Origin of the sequence: Achromobacter sp. (assembly GCF_050285565.1) — a bacterium.
Taxonomy (GTDB): Bacteria; Pseudomonadota; Gammaproteobacteria; order Burkholderiales; family Burkholderiaceae_B; genus Achromobacter.
Genome location: NZ_JBLZXG010000004.1, coordinates 104,625 through 122,705, shown reverse-complemented (window position 1 = coordinate 122,705; position 18,081 = coordinate 104,625). Strand labels below are relative to the sequence as shown.

18 protein-coding genes and 1 pseudogene are annotated in these 18,081 nt (G+C 69.0%); 5 read left to right on the top strand and 14 right to left on the bottom strand.

What is annotated here, in order from left to right; translation table 11 throughout:
* Positions 1 to 6: 6 nt before the first annotated feature.
* Positions 7 to 1,413, top strand: a complete 1,407-nt coding sequence (locus ACN6O8_RS09365; protein ID WP_427990790.1) for a sensor histidine kinase — start codon at positions 7 to 9, stop codon at positions 1,411 to 1,413.
* Here the strand turns inward: ACN6O8_RS09365 and ACN6O8_RS09360 are convergent.
* The 3 genes from ACN6O8_RS09360 to ACN6O8_RS09350 form a co-directional block, all read right to left on the bottom strand.
* Entirely contained in the window at positions 1,395 to 2,114 is a 720-nt protein-coding gene (locus ACN6O8_RS09360; protein WP_427990789.1) for a response regulator transcription factor, read from the bottom strand. The two genes, ACN6O8_RS09365 and ACN6O8_RS09360, sit on opposite strands and share 19 nt — an antisense overlap.
* A 215-nt stretch (positions 2,115 to 2,329) precedes the next feature.
* The gene (locus ACN6O8_RS09355; RefSeq protein ID WP_427990788.1) at positions 2,330 to 3,817 is read right to left on the bottom strand and encodes a protein adenylyltransferase SelO; all 1,488 of its coding nucleotides are present in this window, start codon (positions 3,815 to 3,817) and stop codon (positions 2,330 to 2,332) included.
* Positions 3,814 to 4,185 (bottom strand): DUF2069 domain-containing protein, encoded by a 372-nt coding sequence (locus ACN6O8_RS09350; protein ID WP_427990787.1) that lies wholly within the window; start codon positions 4,183 to 4,185, stop codon positions 3,814 to 3,816. The genes ACN6O8_RS09355 and ACN6O8_RS09350 overlap by 4 nt, the downstream gene beginning before the upstream one ends.
* A gap of 17 nt (positions 4,186 to 4,202) precedes the next feature.
* Between ACN6O8_RS09350 and ACN6O8_RS09345 the strand changes: the two genes are divergently transcribed.
* Positions 4,203 to 5,516: a YihY family inner membrane protein gene (locus tag ACN6O8_RS09345; protein ID WP_427990786.1), complete on the top strand. Its 1,314-nt coding sequence runs from the start codon at positions 4,203 to 4,205 to the stop codon at positions 5,514 to 5,516.
* A 31-nt stretch (positions 5,517 to 5,547) separates the two neighbouring features.
* Positions 5,548 to 6,006, top strand: a complete 459-nt coding sequence (locus ACN6O8_RS09340) for a CBS domain-containing protein (RefSeq protein WP_427990785.1) — start codon at positions 5,548 to 5,550, stop codon at positions 6,004 to 6,006.
* Positions 6,007 to 6,126: 120 nt separating this feature from the next.
* Here ACN6O8_RS09340 and dusA read toward each other — a convergent pair whose 3' ends face one another.
* Positions 6,127 to 7,143, bottom strand: coding sequence for a tRNA dihydrouridine(20/20a) synthase DusA (gene dusA / locus ACN6O8_RS09335; RefSeq protein WP_427990784.1), 1,017 nt, complete (start codon positions 7,141 to 7,143; stop codon positions 6,127 to 6,129).
* Between the two features lie 187 nt (positions 7,144 to 7,330).
* On the opposite strand from dusA, the gene ACN6O8_RS09330 reads away from it, so the two are divergent.
* Together ACN6O8_RS09330 and ACN6O8_RS09325 are read left to right on the top strand one after the other, a co-directional pair.
* Entirely contained in the window at positions 7,331 to 8,299 is a 969-nt protein-coding gene (locus tag ACN6O8_RS09330) for a homoserine kinase (protein WP_427990783.1), read from the top strand.
* Between the two features lie 65 nt (positions 8,300 to 8,364).
* Positions 8,365 to 9,168 carry a BPSS1780 family membrane protein gene (locus ACN6O8_RS09325; RefSeq protein WP_427990782.1) on the top strand — a complete coding sequence of 268 codons (804 nt, stop codon included), beginning with the start codon at positions 8,365 to 8,367 and terminating at the stop codon, positions 9,166 to 9,168.
* Between the two features lie 6 nt (positions 9,169 to 9,174).
* On the opposite strand, the pseudogene ACN6O8_RS09320 reads toward ACN6O8_RS09325, so the two are convergent.
* The 10 genes and pseudogenes from ACN6O8_RS09320 to ACN6O8_RS09275 form a co-directional block, all read right to left on the bottom strand.
* A pseudogene (locus ACN6O8_RS09320) lies at positions 9,175 to 9,339 on the bottom strand (DUF192 domain-containing protein); the annotation flags it as partial.
* A gap of 65 nt (positions 9,340 to 9,404) precedes the next feature.
* Complete coding sequence (locus ACN6O8_RS09315) at positions 9,405 to 10,316, bottom strand: type II secretion system F family protein (protein WP_427990781.1); 912 nt, start codon at positions 10,314 to 10,316, stop codon at positions 9,405 to 9,407.
* A 14-nt stretch (positions 10,317 to 10,330) separates the two neighbouring features.
* Positions 10,331 to 11,176 carry a type II secretion system F family protein gene (locus tag ACN6O8_RS09310; RefSeq protein WP_427990780.1) on the bottom strand — a complete coding sequence of 282 codons (846 nt, stop codon included), beginning with the start codon at positions 11,174 to 11,176 and terminating at the stop codon, positions 10,331 to 10,333.
* Positions 11,173 to 12,825, bottom strand: coding sequence for an ATPase, T2SS/T4P/T4SS family (locus ACN6O8_RS09305; RefSeq protein WP_427990779.1), 1,653 nt, complete (start codon positions 12,823 to 12,825; stop codon positions 11,173 to 11,175). Before ACN6O8_RS09305 ends, ACN6O8_RS09310 begins: the two co-directional genes overlap by 4 nt.
* A 4-nt stretch (positions 12,826 to 12,829) precedes the next feature.
* On the bottom strand, positions 12,830 to 14,188 hold the full coding sequence (locus ACN6O8_RS09300; RefSeq protein ID WP_427990778.1) for a type II and III secretion system protein family protein: 1,359 nt from the start codon (positions 14,186 to 14,188) through the stop codon (positions 12,830 to 12,832).
* Positions 14,185 to 15,018 (bottom strand): Flp pilus assembly protein CpaB, encoded by an 834-nt coding sequence (gene cpaB / locus ACN6O8_RS09295; RefSeq protein WP_427990777.1) that lies wholly within the window; start codon positions 15,016 to 15,018, stop codon positions 14,185 to 14,187. Before cpaB ends, ACN6O8_RS09300 begins: the two co-directional genes overlap by 4 nt.
* The gene (locus ACN6O8_RS09290) at positions 15,015 to 15,731 is read right to left on the bottom strand and encodes a hypothetical protein (RefSeq protein ID WP_427990776.1); all 717 of its coding nucleotides are present in this window, start codon (positions 15,729 to 15,731) and stop codon (positions 15,015 to 15,017) included. Before ACN6O8_RS09290 ends, cpaB begins: the two co-directional genes overlap by 4 nt.
* Positions 15,728 to 16,306: a TadE/TadG family type IV pilus assembly protein gene (locus ACN6O8_RS09285; RefSeq protein ID WP_427990775.1), complete on the bottom strand. Its 579-nt coding sequence runs from the start codon at positions 16,304 to 16,306 to the stop codon at positions 15,728 to 15,730. The genes ACN6O8_RS09290 and ACN6O8_RS09285 overlap by 4 nt, the downstream gene beginning before the upstream one ends.
* Positions 16,303 to 17,682 (bottom strand): hypothetical protein, encoded by a 1,380-nt coding sequence (locus tag ACN6O8_RS09280; protein ID WP_427990774.1) that lies wholly within the window; start codon positions 17,680 to 17,682, stop codon positions 16,303 to 16,305. The genes ACN6O8_RS09285 and ACN6O8_RS09280 overlap by 4 nt, the downstream gene beginning before the upstream one ends.
* Positions 17,679 to 17,909, bottom strand: coding sequence for a hypothetical protein (locus ACN6O8_RS09275; RefSeq protein WP_427991139.1), 231 nt, complete (start codon positions 17,907 to 17,909; stop codon positions 17,679 to 17,681). Before ACN6O8_RS09275 ends, ACN6O8_RS09280 begins: the two co-directional genes overlap by 4 nt.
* Positions 17,910 to 18,081: the final 172 nt, after the last annotated feature.

The window sequence follows — 18,081 nt, the reverse complement described above, 5'->3', positions numbered from 1 at the left end:
GAAGGATTGCTTCTTCACCTGCCCGACCTGCAGATCGGCCTGGCCGCCGGCATCGCCCTGGCTTGCGCGGCGGCCTGTGCCGTCAGCTGGCTCTACACCCGCGCCACCCTCTACGGCGCCGGCCTGGCGTTCGTGCTGGTCGAAGGCGTGCTGCGCGCCCAGCCCGCGCTGTTCCCCGCGGGCGCGTTGCAGGCCGGTTCCTACGCCGCCCTGCTGGCCCTGTCCATGCCCCTGATCGCCGGCCGGCCGGGGCCGGGCGCCGCGCGCCTGACGACCGCGTGCCGCTGGGCCGGCATCGCGCTGACGGGCCTGGCGGCGCTGGCCTTGATCTTCGTTTATGACGCCAATGGCGGCCTGATGCCAACCCTCGTCGCCGGCGCCGGCGCCACCGCCAGCGCGGTGCTGGCGGTCTGGCTCCTGGCCGCGGCGGCCCGCCCCATGCCCCGGCGTGCCGCCGTGTTGACCCTGGGCGCGGCGCATCTCTCGTCAGTCTGGATCCTGGGCCATGACGCCTGGTTCGCGCCGGGCGATGGCTCGCTGGCGGCCCCGCTGGCGCGCTTGCTGCTGGTGCTGGCCGCCCTGCTGCTGGCGGGGCTGGAACCCCGCGCGTGTCAACACGCGGCACGCCGTGACGCGGCCGCTGCCGAACAGTGGGTCGAGGGCGAATTACGACTGGCGGAAATGGCCGGCGCCCTGGACACCCAACGCCAGATGAACGCCTTGATCTCGCACGAATTGCGCGCGCCACTGGCCACGATCAGCGCGGCGGCCCAGTCGCTCGACATGATCCTGTCGGGCAGCGGCGAAACCGTCGACAGCCGGCTGGCGCGCATCCACCGCTCGGTCAGCCGCATGACCGAACTGATGGAACAGTTGCTGAACCAGGATCGCTTGGGCGAGCAGGCCTGGACGCCTCGCGGCGAATTGACCGACATGGCCGAACTGGCCGCCGACGCCGTCGCCGCCATGCAGCCGGACACCGCCCACCCCTTGCGGCTGCAGACCGGCGCCGGACCGCTGCCGGTCTATTGCGACCGCGCGCTCACGGCTGTGGTGGTGCGCAATCTGATCCACAACGCGATCAAGTACTCGCCGGCCAGCGAACCGATCCGGATCGAAACCGGCCAGACCGAAGAGAACGGCGTACCCATGGCGTGGGTGGCGGTCACGGATCGAGGGCCGGGCATCGGCCCGGAAGAACAGGCGCGCATCTTCGAACCGCGTTTCCGGCGCGCGGCGCATCGCGAAACGCAGGGCATGGGCATCGGGCTGTACCTGGCGCGACGCATCTGCCAGAGCCAGGGCGGCTCGCTCGGCATGCAAAGCGAAGTGGGCGTGGGCACGCGCTTTATCATCACCCTGCCGGCCCGCCCCCCCGAGCCGGCCGCTTCCGCTCAGGCGGCAAACACGTAGCCCTGGCCGCGCACCGACAGCACGGGCAGCTTCAAGCCCGCGCTCTGCGCCTTGGCGCGCAGGCGGCTGACCAGCACATCGATGCGACGCAACTCGAATCCGCCCGGGCTGTCGGGCAGGAACAACTCGGCCAGCGCCTGGCGGCTGACGGCGGAGCCGGCCGCGTCCATCAAGGCCACGAGAAAGGTGCGTTCCTGCGCGCTCAGGTGCAGCGAGGCGCCATCGGGCGCCACCAGGATCCAGCCGCCGTCCTGCAACGACCATGACGTATCGGCGGCCGCGCGCGTCTCGGCGTCGACCGGCCGCGGCGACTTGGCCAGGCGCATGCGCCGCGCCAGACTGCGGATGACCGAACTGAGTTCGAGCAGGTCGACCGGCTTGGTCATGTAGACATCGGCGCCGCCTTCCAGGCCGCGCACCCGATCCTCGAGCGCGCTGCGACCGGTCAGCATGACAATGCCGACCGGACTGAGCGCGCGCAATCGCGTCGCCACCGAAAAGCCGTCTTCCCCCGGAAGATGGGCGTCGAGAATGACGATGTCGCAAGGTTGTTCCTGCAAGCGGCGGTAGAACGCAGCAGCATTGTCACAAGCGAACGCCACACGGAAACCGTACCCGCCCAGGCCCAACGCCAACTCCTCCCGGAAGTCCGCATCATCCTCAAGCAGGCCGATACACAGCAAACCATCTGCGCCAGGCATATTCAGAGTGCTTTTATATTGAAAATTGTCGACAAATGCCCCAGTGACAGGCATGCCATCCTGAGTGTCCCGCAGGCGACAATCTTACGACTTTTACAATGGAAACGAATGATTGCAGGGAAAAAAACCGCGATTTTTCGTCTCATTGCGCCAATTTTCTACCTTTTCCCCGCTCAAAATACCGCTTTGTCGCCAACAAACGCGCAAAACGAACGTCAAGACGAACAACTGACTTCAATGCCGTTGGCCCACGCCGGCGGCAGACCGGCGTACTTTTCGTAGCCGGCCCGGGCCGTGAACGGATCGCGCAACAGCGTCATCAGGGTGTCGATTTCACCGGCGTCATCGCCCTTGGCGGCGCGGATCGCCGCTTCGGCCAGGTGATTGCGCAACACATATAGCGGATTGACCCGGTTCATGGCCGCGGCCACCTCGACCGCCGGACGCCCATCCTCGGCGTGGCGCGCCAGCAGGCGATCCAGCCAATCCGAGGCCGCGGCGCGGTCGATGAACAGATCCTGGAACGGCGCCCGCTCTCCCAGAACCGCGTCCGCCAGCCGCCGCCAGGTCAGGGTGAAATCCGCCTGATCGGCATCCATCAGCTTGAGCAGGTCGTCCAGCAGCGCCTCGTCCGCCGGCCGCCACGCCGCCAGGCCAAGCTTGGCGCCCATGCGGTCATGGAAGGCACGGGTGAAGACCCCTTCGAACTCGTCCAGCACCGCGCGCAAGGCGTCCGCGTCCTGCACCAGCACATGCAGACTGCCGCCCAGGCGATAGAGGTTCCACAGCGCCACCGACGGCTGGCGATTCCAAGAATAGCGGCCTTCGGAGTCGGAATGGTTGCAGACATGGCCCAGACGGAAACCGTCCATGAAACCATAGGGCCCGTAGTCCAGCGTCAGCCCGAGGATGGACATGTTGTCCGTATTCATGACGCCATGGCAAAAGCCCACCGCCTGCCAATCGGCCATCAGCAAGGCGGTGCGCCGGGTGACCTCGCGCAGCAGGCGCACGTAGGGCGCGGTGTCGCTCGCCGGCTCGCCCACGGGCGTGGCCCGGCATTCGGGGTAGTAACGGTCGATCACGTAATCGGCCAGCGTCTTGAGCAGCTCCGGCTGGCGGCGCGAGGACCAGTGTTCGAATGACCCGAAGCGCACGAAGCTCGGCGACATGCGCGTCACGATGGCGGCGGTCTCCACGGTTTCGCGCCACACCGGGTCATCCGAGGCCACCAGCGCCAGCGCGCGCGTGGTCGGGATGCCCAGGCCGTGCATGGCCTCGCTGGCCAGGTACTCGCGCACCGAGGACCGCAATACCGCGCGGCCGTCGCCCATGCGCGAATAGGGCGTCAGGCCGGAGCCCTTGAGCTGCAGCTCCCAGGCACCCGCGGGCCCCTGGATTTCGCCAAGCAGGTGCGCGCGGCCATCGCCCAACTGGCCGGCCCAGATCCCGAACTGGTGGCCGCTGTACACCGCGGCCAAGGTGTCGCCGCCCGGCAGCGGCTCGGCGCCGGAAAACACGCGCAGGAATTCCGGCGCAGCCAGCGCGGCTGGCTCCAGCCCGATGAGCGCGGCCGCCCCGGCATTGGCATGCAACAGGCGGGGGGCGTTCAGCGGCTGCGGCGACAGCCGCGTATAGAACGCCTCGGGCAGCGCCGCGAACGAGTTGACGGCACGCAGTTCGGACAGGGAATGGGCGCTCATGCGCGTTGGCTCCTGGCGGCGCGCTTGGCCGGCCGCACGTAGAATATGGCGCTGACGAAGAACAGCGTCGACAGCAGGATCTCGCCCCACGCCATCCCCACCGACAGCGGCGCCGGATCCGACATCGCGCGCACCGCGCCCTCCATCAGGTAGAGCAGCGACAGCATCGCGGCCCACTGATACGTATAGAGGTTGCCACGCACGATGCCGCGCAGCGGCAGCAGCAGCGGCAAGGCCTTGAGCAGCATCCAGGAGCCGCCCGGGCGCAGCGGCGCCACCACCGTCTCCCAGGTGACGCACAACACGATCAGGGCGAACAGCGACACCGAGGCCGCCAGCCGCAAGCGGGGGTTGAGTTCAGGGTTCATGCTGCTATTATCGCCTGATGAACCGCCCCGCCGAGCCTGTCGCCGCCGCGCCGGCGGCCCCTGAGTCCCCGCCCCCGCGCGCGTCGTGGGTGGCGCGGCTCGGGCGCGCCTTTGTCTTCACCGCGCAACGCGCCGACGAAGAAAAGCTGCTGCAAGTCGCCTCCAGCCTCACCTTCACCACGGTGCTGGCGATCGTGCCGATGCTGGCCGTGGTGCTGTCGCTGTTCACCGCGTTCCCCGTGTTCCAGGAATTCCGCGTCGCGCTCGAGGACTTCCTCGCCAACAGCCTGATGCCACCGTCCGTCTCGGACAACATCATGGAATACCTGAACCAGTTCGCCCGCCAGGCCTCGCGCCTGACCGCGATCGGCGGCGCCTTCCTGCTGGTCACGTCGCTGCTGCTGATCATGACCATCGACACGGCCTTCAATGACATCTGGCATGTCACCCGACAGCGGCCGCTGCCGCAGCGCGCGCTGGTCTACTGGGCCATCATCACGCTGGGGCCGGTGGTGGCGGGCGCCAGCCTCTGGGCCACGTCGTTCGTGGCCCGCGAATCGCTGGGACTGGTGCGCGACGTGCCCGAAATCGTCAGTGTCGTCATCTCGTTCATTCCCCTGGTGCTGACGGCCCTGGGCTTTGCCGCGCTGTTCGTGGTGGTGCCGAACCGCCAGGTGCTATGGCGCGACGCCCTCATCGGCGGCTGCGTCACGGCCATCGCGCTGGAGGTCATGAAGTCGGCCTTCGCCTACTACCTGACGCGGTTTCCCACCTATACCGTCATCTACGGCGCGTTCGCCACGCTGCCGATCTTCCTGTTGTGGATCTACCTGTCCTGGCTGGCGGTGTTGCTGGGCGCCACTCTGGCCGCCAGCGCGCCGCTGATCCGCCTGGGGCGCTGGGAATTCAACCGCTACGCCGGCGCCGCCTTCGTCGACGCGTTGGAGGTGCTGCGCACACTGCGCCGCGCCCAGTCGCGGACCCCGCCCGGCCTGCCGGCCAATCAATTGGCCTCGAAACTGAAACTGCACCAGGACGAACTGAACGACGTGCTGGAAACCCTGTGCGACATGAACCTGGCCACCCGCACCCCGGAAGATCTCTGGGTGCTGACCTGCGACGCCCGCGAGACCTCCCTGGCCCCGGTGGTCGACCGGTTCCTGCTGGATCGCGGCCAGCCCCGGGTACGCGACGATACTGAAATCCTGCGGGTCGCCGCGGCCGTGATTTCCCGCGACAATACGCCTGTGCTGGAAGAACTCTGCGCGGAAGCGCAAAATAGCGCAAATGGCGTCGCCCCGGTACTGCAGCTGGAAGCGAGCAAGAAATAGCAATCAGGGCACCACCGCCCAGGAGAAACCGATGTTGAAGGTCAGCGAGATTCTGCGCGTCAAGGGAGACACGCTTTACACGGCATCGCCGGACATGCCCGTGTCCCAGGCCGTGCAAACCATGAGCGAGCAGGATATCGGCTCGCTCGTCATCATGGAATTCGGCACGCTGGTCGGCATGCTGACCTTCCGCGAGATCATCCGCCATATGCATGCGCATGGCGGCGCGGGCGAAACCACCATTCGTTCCATCATGGACGACGCGCCGGTCAGCGTGTCGCCCAACACCAGCGCCGACGAGGTCCAGCGCCTGATGCTCGAAAAGCACGCGCGCTACATCCCGGTCATGGATGGCCCGACACTGATGGGCGTGATTTCGTTCTACGACATGGCCCAGGCCATCGTCGCGGCGCAGCAGTTCGAAAACAACATGCTCAAGGCCTACATCCGCGACTGGCCCGCCGAAAGCGCGGAATCGACGTCGTCCTGACACCGTCGCGCCTGGCGTGGCGGCGGCCCCGGCCGCCGGCCAGCCACGGCCCGCCATGAACAACGCCCAGGCGGCCGGCAGGCCGCCTGGGCGTTGTCGCAATCCGCGTTGGGGCCGGGCTCAGGCGCCAGCCGAGGCCGCCGTCAGCGTGGCGTCGCGCTCTTGCGGCGCATGCCGCTGGCTGCGCCAGGCGTCGTAGATCAGGGCGGGATCGTTGGCGGCCAGCAGCGCCGGGTCCGACAACATGCGGCGCCAGCGCCGCGCACCCGCTTGGCCATTCACCAGGCCCAGCATCGGCCGGGTCATGACCCGCAACGGCACGCCCTGCGCCACTTGGCGCGCGGCGTAGGCCATCATCGCGTCGACCACCTGGGCATCGCTGGGCAGCCGCAGCGACGGCCACAGTTGCAGCGACACTTCGGACAGCACCCGTGGCGTGTGCCAGGCCGCGCGGCCCAGCATGACGCCATCGAAGTCGGCAGCCGCGCGCACCGACTGCCCGGCGTCGGCCAGCCCGCCATTCAACACGAACACGCAGTCCGGAAAATCCTGCTTGAGCTGGCGCACCACGTCGTAGCGCAGGGGCGGAATCTCGCGATTGTCCTTGGGCGACAACCCCTTGAGCACGGCATTGCGCGCATGAGTGATGAACACCCGGCAACCGGCATCGTGGATCTTGCCGACGAAATCGCGCACGAAGGCGTACGACTCGTCATAGTCCAACCCAAGCCGGTGCTTGACCGTCACTGGAATATCGACCGCGTCCCGCATCGCCTTGATGCAATCGGCGACCAGCTCCGGCTCGGCCATCAGGCAGGCGCCGAAAGCGCCCTTCTGCACCCGCTCCGACGGACAACCGCAGTTCAGGTTGATTTCGTCGTAGCCCCACTGCTGCCCCAGTTTGGCGGACTGCGCCAGCGCGTCCGGCTCGCTGCCGCCCAGTTGCAACGCGACCGGATGCTCGGCCTCGTCGAAATCGAGATGGCGCGCCACGTTGCCATACAGCAGCGCGCCGGTGGTGATCATTTCGGTGTACAGACGCGCGCGCGGCGCCAGCAGCCGGTGGAAATAGCGGCAATGCCGGTCGGTCACGTCGATCATCGGGGCGACACACAGCCGCCAGTCGGGGGAGTCCAAGAATCACTCAGCAAAACAAGGGGATGCGGTATTTTACGGTGGTTAGCGCAAGTCTGCCCGGCGGACCCGGCCGGCGTTGTTCCCGCCCCCTGCGGGCCAGGTGGTCTAAAATTGCGCCGCCGCCGCGTACACGCCTGTTCACGCGCCCCATGTCCGCGTTCGTTAACCCTCATATTTCCCGACATCAATGGCCGTTTTCACCCCCGTATCCGACGACGACGCGCGCGCCCTGCTGGCGCATTTCGACCTGGGCGAGTTCGTCTCGCTGCGAGGGATCACGGCGGGCATCGAAAACACCAATTACTTCCTGTACACCAGCCGCGGCGAATACGTGCTGACGCTGTTCGAGGTGCTCACGCATGCCCAGCTACCGTTCTACATCGAACTGATGTACCACCTGGCCAGCCGCGGCATCCCCGTGCCGCAACCCCAGACGCTGCGTGACGGCACCCGCCTGACCACCCTGCATGGCAAGCCCTGCGCCATCGTCTCGCGCCTGCCGGGCGGCTACGAACCGGCGCCGGGCCCGGCCCATTGCGCGCTGGCCGGCGCCACCCTGGCCCGCGCCCACGTGGCGGCGCAGGACTTCCCGATCAAACAGCCCAACCTGCGCGGCCTGTCATGGTGGATCGAGACCGCGCCCAAGGTCCTGCCCTTCCTGGAACCCGGCCAGGCGCAACTGCTGCAGTCGGAACTGGCCGCCCAGCAGGCGGCGGCCGCGAGCCCGGCCTGGCAGGCACTGCCCGCCGGCCCGGCCCATTGCGACTTGTTCCGCGACAACGTGCTGTTCGCCGGCACCTTCGAGGATCCGCTCATGGGCGGCATCATCGATTTCTATTTCGCCGGCTGCGACACCTGGCTGTTCGACGTGGCCGTCAGCGTCAACGACTGGTGCATCGAACGCGAGACCGGCGAATTCATCCCCGGGCTGGTCGAGTCCTGGCTGGACGCCTACGCCCGGGTACGGCCGTTCACCGACGCCGAACGCCAGGCCTGGCCGCTGATGCTGCGCGCCGCCGCCCTGCGCTTCTGGCTGTCGCGCCTGTATGACTTTTTCCTGCCGCGCCCGGCCCAGACGCTCAAGCCGCACGACCCGCGGCATTTCGAAAGAGTGTTGCAGGCGCGCCACCGCCCGGGCCTGCCGGTATTGCCGTAATCGTTACGCCCCCCATAATTGGGGGGTAGCACGTCCCTTTTTGAGAGCCCCCCACCAAGAGAGCCATGCAAGCAGCATTCCTACCCGCGTCTTCCGGCTGGCAATGGGTTCGAGACGGCTTCCGTCTGTTCCGCAAGCAACCTTTGGCCATGTACACCTGGGCGCTGGTCAACAGCCTTCTGGTCATTTTCGCCTTCGCCGCGCAGATCGTGGGCCCGATCCTGTTCATCGCGCTGATGCCCTCGGTCACATTGATGAGCCTGGCCGCCTGCAAGCACGTCGAAGCGGATCGCGTCATGCTGCCCTCGATGTGGGCCAAGCCGCTGAAGCAGCCCGGCGTGTTCCGCAAGCTGTTCCTGATGGGCCTGCTGTATGCGGCGGTCAGCCTGATGACGGGCCTGGCGACGTTCCTGCCCTTTTCGGCCGCCTTCTCCGAAGGCATGCGCATCGCGTCCATCGAAAACAGCATGGAACCCATCCTGCTGGCCCTGCGCGCGCCACTCATCATTTTCACGATCCTCTATATCGTGATCGCGGCGCTGTTCTGGTACGCCCCGGTGTTGGTGGCATGGCACGGCTTGCGCCTGACGCAGGCGCTGTTCTTTTCCGGCATCGCCTGCTGGCGTAACAAATGGGCCTTCCTGGTGTACGCCGCCAGCTGGGTCCTGATCGCGTTGTTCCTGGATCTGTGTTCGGGGCTGCTGGTCGCCCTGGGCCTGTCGCCGCAGCTTGCCAGCACGCTGCAGATTCCGTTCACGATCGCGGCGGCGGGCGTGTTCTATTGCAGCTTCTATCCGTCGTACACCTCCGTGTTCGGCATCAACAGCGCCAGCCCGAACCTCGACAACGGCCACAGCGCCCAGGCATAACGCGATCCGGCGGGGCGGCAATGCCCTGCACACCTTCACCACCCGCCCCTCGCGCGACACGAACGCCACATCGATGGCATACCGCATGCCGAAGGTGTGTACCGCCCGGCACGGGACCAGCAGGATCCCCGATCGCGGCCCGGGCGGCGGGCGGCCCAACAGGCCCCGCATCCGCCCCATCGCCCCGTGGATCCGTAACAGCCTGAGCCGGCCGCCCGGCGCGCCCATGCGGCCCTTCACCCCGCCCCCCGCAGCAGTTGAACCGCAATGGGAAACGCCAGCACGATGAACGTGCAGGGAAAGATGCAGCCGATCAAGGGCAGCAGCATCTTGACCGGCGCCCGCAGCGCCTGTTGTTCGGCGCGCTGCTGGCGGACGTGGCGGCACTGCGCCACCTGCGCCCGCAATACCGGCGCCAGGCTGATGCCCAGGGCATCCGCCTGGGCCAGGGCGGTCACCCAATCGTGCACCAGCGGACTGCCGCAACGCTGGGCCATGGCCCGCAAGGCCACGGCCCTGGTCACGCCCGCCCGCATCTGCGCCAGCGCATCCGCCAGACTGTCTCGCAGCGGACCGCCCGGCCCACTCGAGGCCGCCGCCAGCAACGCCCCCTGCGCACTCAGCCCGGCCTCGACGCAGAGGATCATCATGTCGAGCACGAATGGCAACCCCCGCTCGATACGCCGACAACGGTCGACCCCGCGCGCGCGCAACCAAAGGCCAGGCAACAGGCCGGCCAGGCCCGCGCCGGCCAATATCCACGGCAGCGCGGCCGCCAGACCGCTTGCGAGAGGCATGCCAGGCAAGGCGCCATCGGTCACGCTGTCTGCCAGCCCTGCCGTCAGCCCCACGCCCGCCAACAGCGCACCGCCCACCGCCGCCAGCAGACTCTGGGCCAGGAAATGTTCGGCACGAACGGCCGCTGGCAGCCCCGCCCGCGAGACCCTGCCGGACAGCCATGCGTATCCGCGGCGCGGGCAAAGCGGCACCAGGCGGGGCGCAAGCCACGCGATCCAGGGCGCGCCCATGCGCCACCACCACGGCAGGGCCAGATCCCGCCCGATTGCCCACGGTACGCGCCGCAACAGCCGCCACGTGATCCAGGACGGCCCCCATGCCGCGCCCGCCATCGCCAACACCAGCCACATCCCGACCTCACTGTTCAGACATCGACCCGGACAACGCGCCGGATCAGCAAGACACCCAGGGTTTCCAGCGTGGCCACGAGGGCCAGCACCCCCCACCCCTGCGGCGTATGCCACAGCGGCGCCATGCTGTCGGGTTCGAGCCGCTCCAGCACGGCCAGCAACAGCAACGGCAACGCCCCCACGATCCAGGCCTGCAGGCGGCCCTGCGAGGTCAGCACCCGGACGCGATCCTGCAACTGCAGCCTGGCGCGCAAGGTCTGCGCAATGCTGTCGAGCGCCTCAGCCAGATTGCCACCGGTTCGCGCCGAAAGCCGCATGGCCGCCACCACCAGAGTGGTCGACTCGGCCGCCATCCGCGAGCTCAGGTGTTCCAGCGCTTCCTCCCAGGGCACCCCCAGGCGTTGCTCACGCAGCATCAGGCTGAATTCCTGCGCCAGCGGTCCGCCGCCATCGGCCACGACTTGGCGCAAGGCAGGCGCCAGGGCGACACCGGCACGCAGCGCCGACGCCAGCATCAGCAAGGCCATGGGCAACTGCTGCTCGAAACGCCGCACGCGGCGGCGATGCAAGGCCTTGACCAGGCGGCGCGGCACCCGCCACGCCGCCACGCCGGCAAGGGCAGCCGCCACCCCGCTCGAGGTGGCCATCAACGTCAGGGCCGCCGCCAGAGCCGCCAGCGCCACCGCGCCCGCCCACAACCGGGCCGGCTCGACGAACACGAACAACTCCTCGAGCCGGCTTCCCGCCTCCCGCGCGTAGCGCTCGCGGTGACGCAGCAACGCCGGCGCCAACCAGTGCTGTGCCTGCCATGCCAGGAGCGTGATGCAGGCCAGCGTGGTCGCCATGGCCAGCCAGATCATGGCGTCGCCTCGCGACCTGCCCCGACAGTCCCGCGATCGAGGCCGAACCACGCCATATCCAAGTCGACGCCGGCCGCCAGCCATTCCTGCGCGAAGCCGGGTACGATGCCGCAGCCGGTAAAGCCGCCCGCGCGCGTGTGCCGGAACAGCTCCTGCAACTGGATCCGTCCGCTTTCCATGCCGGTGATTTCGGCGATGGCTGCCACCACCCGCCGTCCGTCCGACAGACGCGCCTGCTGCACGATGATGTCGATGCTTGCCGCGATATGCTCGCGGATCGCCGCCAGAGGCAGATCCAGCCCCGCCATCAGCACCATCGACTCCAGCCGCGCCAGGGCGTCACGCGCGGAATTGGCGTGCAGCGTGGTCAGGGACCCTTCATGCCCGGTGTTCATCGCGGTCAGCATGTCGAAGGCCTCCGCGCCGCGGCATTCGCCGACCACGATCCGATCGGGCCGCATGCGCAGCGCGTTGCGCACCAGCTCGCGGATGTCGATCCGTCCTCGGCCTTCCTGGTTGGCTGGCCGCGCTTCCAGCGCCACCAGGTGGCCATGGTTCAGCCGTAATTCCGCCGCATCTTCGACCGTGACGACGCGTTCGCCCTGCGGAATTTCGTTCGAAAGAACGTTCAACAGCGTAGTCTTGCCGGCGCCGGTCCCGCCCGAAACCACCAGGTTCTTGCGCTGTTGCACGCACCTGGCCAGGAACCGCGCCATGGCGACGCTGAGCGTGCCCGCCGCCAGCAGATCGGACATGGCGGGCCGATGCGCGGGAAACTTGCGGATGGTCAGGCTCGCGCCCTTGAGCGCGACCGGCGGAATGACGGCATGCACCCGCGAGCCGTCCGGCAGGCGCGCGTCGACCAGCGGCGAGCTTTCGTCGATGCGGCGTCCCAAAGGCGTCACGATGCGTTCGATGACGCGGCGCACGGACTGCTCGCTGGTGAACGCAGCGGCGTGGCGCCACAGCCGCCCATCACGCTCGATGTAGATTTCGTCGTGGCGGTTGACCATGATCTCGGTCACATCGGGCGCCGCCAGCAGGGGTTCGAGCGGCCCCAGCCCGACCGCCTCGTCCAGGACCTCCCGGCACAGCGCGGCCCGATCGGCCTCCGGCGGCAGCGCCGCATCATCGGCCAGGATCCGCGTCAGCAGCCGGGCCGCCTCGGCACGCAGCATGGCATCGCTCATGCCGGCTACGTCGCGGCGGCGCAGGTCCAGCGCGGCCAGCAGCGCGGTGTGCAACCGACGGCGCAGATCCAGGCCGGGCAACGAGGATGGCGGCGCGCCAGCAGGCTCCGTGGACACGCTGCGCGGCGTTGCCGCCGGCAGCGGGGCCGCCACGGCGCCAGGGGTGTCCGGAGGGGCCGGCGCCACCCGCAGACGGCACGGCCCGATGAGGATCTCGTCATCAGGCCGGACGGGCGCGTGGCGTATTACGCGCAAGCCGTTGACGAACGTCCCGCCCAGGGCGCCGAGGTCTTCAAGCACGATCTCCGACGCCTGGCGCAGCAAGCGCGCATGCTGGCGGCCCACGCGCCAGTTGGCGATGCGCAGGTCGCAATGGCCGCCCCTGCCGATCAGCGCGGGCGCGGCCGCCCGGATCCTGCGCGTGGCGGTGTCTTCAAAAGTCATCTCGATATCAAGCATGGCATTACTCCTGTTCGGCTGAAATGGGTTTTGCGGCATCGCGAATCCATTGCGATCCCGCTCCCGCGTAGACGCTCCACCCGCCTGCGGGTAGCGCCGTGCCCAGCCGCGAGGGTTGTGGAAATGCGGCGTCGACCAGCTCGCGCCCGCGCCGCACCCGCTCGGCCATGGCGGGCTCGCTGCGCGATACGATCCGGGGCGTCACGAAGATCGCCAGCTCGGTCTCGCGCAGTTGATAGCGGCGCGACGAAAACAACGCGCCCAGGATCGGTATGTCCTTCAGCCCGGGCAGGCCGCTGGCCTCGTCGGAGCGCTCACGCGACAGAAATCCGCCGATGACCAACGTGTCGCCAGAGCGCACGTTGAACTCGGTCGATGCGCGACGGGTGCGCAGCGCCGGCCCGCCGGCCGCGGTCAGGGCCATGTCGACGGAGCTGGCCTCGACTTCGATCAGCGAGCGGATCACGCCATTGCGGTCGAGGCGTGGCGTGATCCGCAGCGACACGCCATACGGTTTGAACAACGTCGTGGGATTGCCGCGGGAATCGGTCGAGACATAGGGCACCTCGCCCCCCGCCAGGAAGGTCGCGCTGGCGCCGCTGCGCGCCAGCAACTGCGGCTGCGCCAGCATCACGGCCTCGCCGCTCTGGGCCAGCGCGGCAATGCGCGCCGACAGCAATGCGTTCACGCCGAAGTAGCCCGCCGCGGACGCAACCGGCGCGGCGGTCTCAACGACCCGTTCGCCGGGCCGGGCCATCCGGCCACGCGAGCCGGCATCCCACGCCAGGGCCGCGTTGAGTCCTCCCTGTGTCACGCCATCCCAGCGCACGCCGAGCTCACGCAATCGCGAGCTGGGAATCTCCACCACTTGCACATCCAGCAGCACCATGTTGTCCCAACCCACCTGCCCGGTGAAATCCACGACTTCGGGATACCGCTGCGCCAGTGCCGCGACCCGGGCGCGGTCGTCGTCGGACAGGTCATCCCCCTCGATCAGGAGGCGTCCGCCCACCAGGGTGCTGCGCGTGCCGGGAATGCGCGCCAGCAGGGATTCGACTTCGGCGCGCAGGCGTGGCGCACCGGCCGCCACCACCCGCACGTCGTAGCGCGTGATTCCGCCTTGCGCCCACACATGCATCGACGACACGCCTTCGGCGCGCGCCGACACCACGACCTCACGGTCATCCGTGGCCACCGCGTTCAGCACCTGGCTGTCGCCGATGGCCACGCGCGTGACGCCCGGCAACACCAGCACGCGGCTCTCGCCGACCTGCATGTCGAGCGTCTCGCCCGCCGGCCACGCCGGCGGCGCGGCCAAGCCCAGGCCCAGCGCGCACAGGATCACGATGAATCCAATCTTCATGGATGCTCCGATTCAAAATCCGCCAGGACCGCGGCTTGCGTACCTGTGCGTTCGTCCGGCCGATCGCCGTACAGGATGGTCACGCCGGGGACCCGCCGGGACGTCGGTTCCCGCTCGATCGGCCCCCACGTCTGGCGCCCCGCCGCGGCCTCGGTCTGCGCGGGATCATTGCGGCTGCGCAGCACAGCGGTCAGTGCCCCCGCCTGCCTGGCCGAGAGGTAGCGCATGGCCTCATCGGGACGGGCCGCCAACGTGATCCCGACGCCCCCCTCGCCGTCCGCGTTGGCGGTTGTGCTCAGTACCCGCAGGCCTTGCAGTACCGGCGCGATCGCCTCGTGTCCCCGGTATGACCGCGAGGTGTAGATGTCGATGGCATCGCCCTCCCGCAGCAGGCCCGCCAACCCGCCCAGGTCAGTGGCCGGCACCATGAAAGCACGCAGTCCCGGTTGGATCTGCGTGGCCAAGGAACGCGACGGTGCCGGGTCGGCCGCGCCCAGGCAGGCCCTGAGTAGCAGCTCGCCGCCGGCAAGGTCGACACCCAGCCGGGCGCCCAGCACACTGTCGATCGCCTGTGGCTCGATACTGGCCGCGGGCGCCCACACGGTCGGCACCTCGCGTACCGCCAACTGCGCGGCCTCCAGCACCGTGCCTGCCGGCAGGTCGCGGGCCGCCACCAGGCGGCGAACCAACGGCGTGCGCGCCTCGGCCCGCAGCCCCTCGACACGTTGCCGCACATGCTCGCGAACGGCCCATGCCGACACGAGACCCGCAGCCAGCGCCAGCAGCGGGACGGCCAGCTTGCGCACGCCCTGGAAAGCGACACGCGTCATGGCTCCCTCCGCCTGATCCACAGTCCACTGCCGCCATCCAGCGGTGTCAGCAGCCAATCCAACTGCTCGCCGCGGCGGCGCCATGACTGCCAGGCGCCGGCATCCGCGGCCTGGCCAGCGTCATGCCAGCCTTGGCGCTGCAATCCCTGGCGCAGGATCGGCGCCAGGCGCGCCGGGGGCAGCACATGCTGCCAGATGCGCTCGGACACTCGGACACCGGCTTCCACCGAAAGCAAATCGAACCTCAGACGCACTGGAGGCGGCAGCCAGGCCGGCCGCGGCGCATCCCTGCGATCCGCCGCCTGCAACGCCGACACGCTGCCGACGCTGCGCCCCGCCGCGGGACTTGTCAGCAACGCCACCCAGTAGGCCCCCCCCACGCGTCCGGACAAGATGGCCATCCCGGCCAGCACCGTGAGATCGCGCAACCCGGGTTGCTGGCGCGCCAGGGTTCGGATCAATTCCGGCACATCGACCGGCGCGTCGAACATCACCGCCTGCAACGGCAAGCCGTGCAACCACAGGTTATCGGACAAAGGCTCGACCCGCGATCCCGCCGGGAACCGCAACGCCGCAGGCGTCATCGCCATCGACGGCTCGGACCTCGCCAGTGCCCCCGCGCGCACCGCAACCGGCGGCACGGTCGCCACGGTGACCAAGCCGCAGATTGCCAGCCTCCGGGTCACGGTCAGGGTCAGGGCCAGCCCCTTCATGGACGCGCGCTCCCATCGTCTGCCTTCCTGTCGGCCGGCACCACGTCGGCCCAGGACGAAAGCCAGTCCAGCGACAACGCGGGCCGGCGCCACGGGACATCCACGGCCGCGATGGCCGGCGCGATGGCACGCGCCAGAATTCGGGCGTCCGCGGCCACGCGGCCCCACGCCGCCGCAGAGGCGCCAATGCGTCGCTGCGTATCCCGCTCGTCGCGCGCATTGCCCGCGTCGGCCGCGACACTCAGGCGACGCGCCAGGCGCACCCCGCCCCAGGCAGCCACGCCGGTGACGTCGGCGCGGGACGTGGCCGACACCCGGCGCACCGGCCCCCACCACCACGCGCCGGCGCCGGCCGCATCGTCCGTCACCTGAAGGCGCGCGGTATCCCTGGCGCCCGCCGGGACGCCCATGGCGATCGACATTGCAACCCGTCGGCTGGACTGGATCAGCGTCAGCGCGCGGTACTGCACCTTGCCGGTCCAGGCGATCGCCAGCAGCATCAGAATCAATACCGGCAACAGGACCAGGGCCTCGACCATGGCCTGCCCGCGCTGCCCGATGGTTCCGCCCGTCATGGTGCCTCCCCGCTCTGCGGCGCTCGCGGCGCGGGCTCGGCCGACAACCGCGCCTGCCAGTACGGACGGAACAGCGTGGCGAGTTCATCGTGGTCACCGGCGCGCCCCGACGGGCGCGCGAAATAGGTTTCGGCGGCAGTCGTGACGGTGATTGTCCGACGCTCGCCGCGGCTGCCCTCGGGCGCCACCGGCTGGCCACGCGCAGGGGTCCGCGCCATCGCGCCCAGATGCTGCCTCACGGCCAGCACGAAGCGCAGTGGCAGGGCGCCGTTCACCACCTCGTAGTCATCGGGCACCCCCTGGCCGGGCCAACGCCTGCCCTGGGCCAGGGCATAGGAATTCGCCAGCGGCGTGGCGACGCCGGCACCGAGGCTCCAAGAGGTCGATTGTTTCACCCAGCGCCAGAAATCCAGCGTGGTGAAGTCGGAGGGAGGATCCTTCGCATATTCCACCTCGGCAGGCGGCTTGGCATCCGTTTCCAACACCGCGCCCCAACCCATGCTGTATTCGCGGTAATAGCAACCCGCCCAGCGATTCCAGCGCGAGGAATGGAACGACTGCGTGTCCAGCGCTCCCCAATGTCCCTGCGCATCCAGCCAGGTTGAACCGCGACGCCGCAAGGCATGGGGCGATGCCGGGCATTGCGCATTGGGCGGCACGGCACTGTGCCGCGTGCCGTCGCGCCGGTCGAGAAAGCCGTAGCGCTGCGCCGCCTGCTCGACCGCCGACCAGACCCCGACACCGCGCGTCGCGGTGCGCCGTCGTACATATCCCGGCCAGCCATCATGCAGCAAACGCGGCACCGGCTGGCTGGCCGCCGCTTCGCCGGCGTAGTTGTCTCGCAGCACGGCCCGCATCAGGCGCTCGCGCTCGGCGGGCAACCCCGCCACCGCCGCGGCCGATCCCGCGGCAAGCACCGCGTGCGCGACACGCTCATGTTCAGCGTAGAGCCGCGCCAAATCGCGCTGTGCCGGGAGATCGGCACGCGCCGCGCGATAGGCCTGGCCGACGTCGCGGCCGAACAGGCTGGCGAGCAGGTGCCCGGGCGGATTGTTGCGCCGCCGTTGGCCGGCGAGCGTGTCCGCGAAGGCCAACGACGCGCCCAGCGTCACCAGATGCGCCATCGCGATCTGGTGCGCGATCTGCGCGCGGTTGGCGTAGGCCAGGAAATTGAGTTGCCGCGCCTGCGCCAGCGCGCCGCTGTAGGCCGCCGCATCCGCCGCGTGGGTCAGGCGCGCACGTGCCTCGACCGTTCGCCCCAGGCCGTGCAACACGACCAGCACGGCCGCCAGCACGCCCAGCAGCGGCAGGCCCAGCGCCAGCACCTGGCCGCGCTGTCCGGCCTGGCGCATGCATCCCGAGACAGGGCGGTTCATGGTTCGACCACCGCGTTGCCAGTGAAGGCCTTGAGCGAACGCGCGGCCGTCTGCCCCGCGGCCTTGCGCACCGCCGCCTGCGCGGCACGCGACTGCGCGCCGCCGTCCTCGCCCGCCAGCTCACGGGCCATGGCCGCGGTCTGCGACCGCACCACCTGGCCGAAGTACTGGTAGACGGCGATCGCCGCCACCGCCACCAGCGCCACGATCACGATGTATTCCGTCATGCCTTGCCCGGCCTGACGCTTCAGATATCCCGACACTGCCAATCTCCCCACGCGATGAAATGAGGATCCAGTGTCCGCGCCCGTGCAGACCGCCACAATTCGCGGATGCCGAGCTGGATGAATATGTCACATCGCCTTGACGGCGGGCCGCAGCGCTATCGAAAACCTCCCC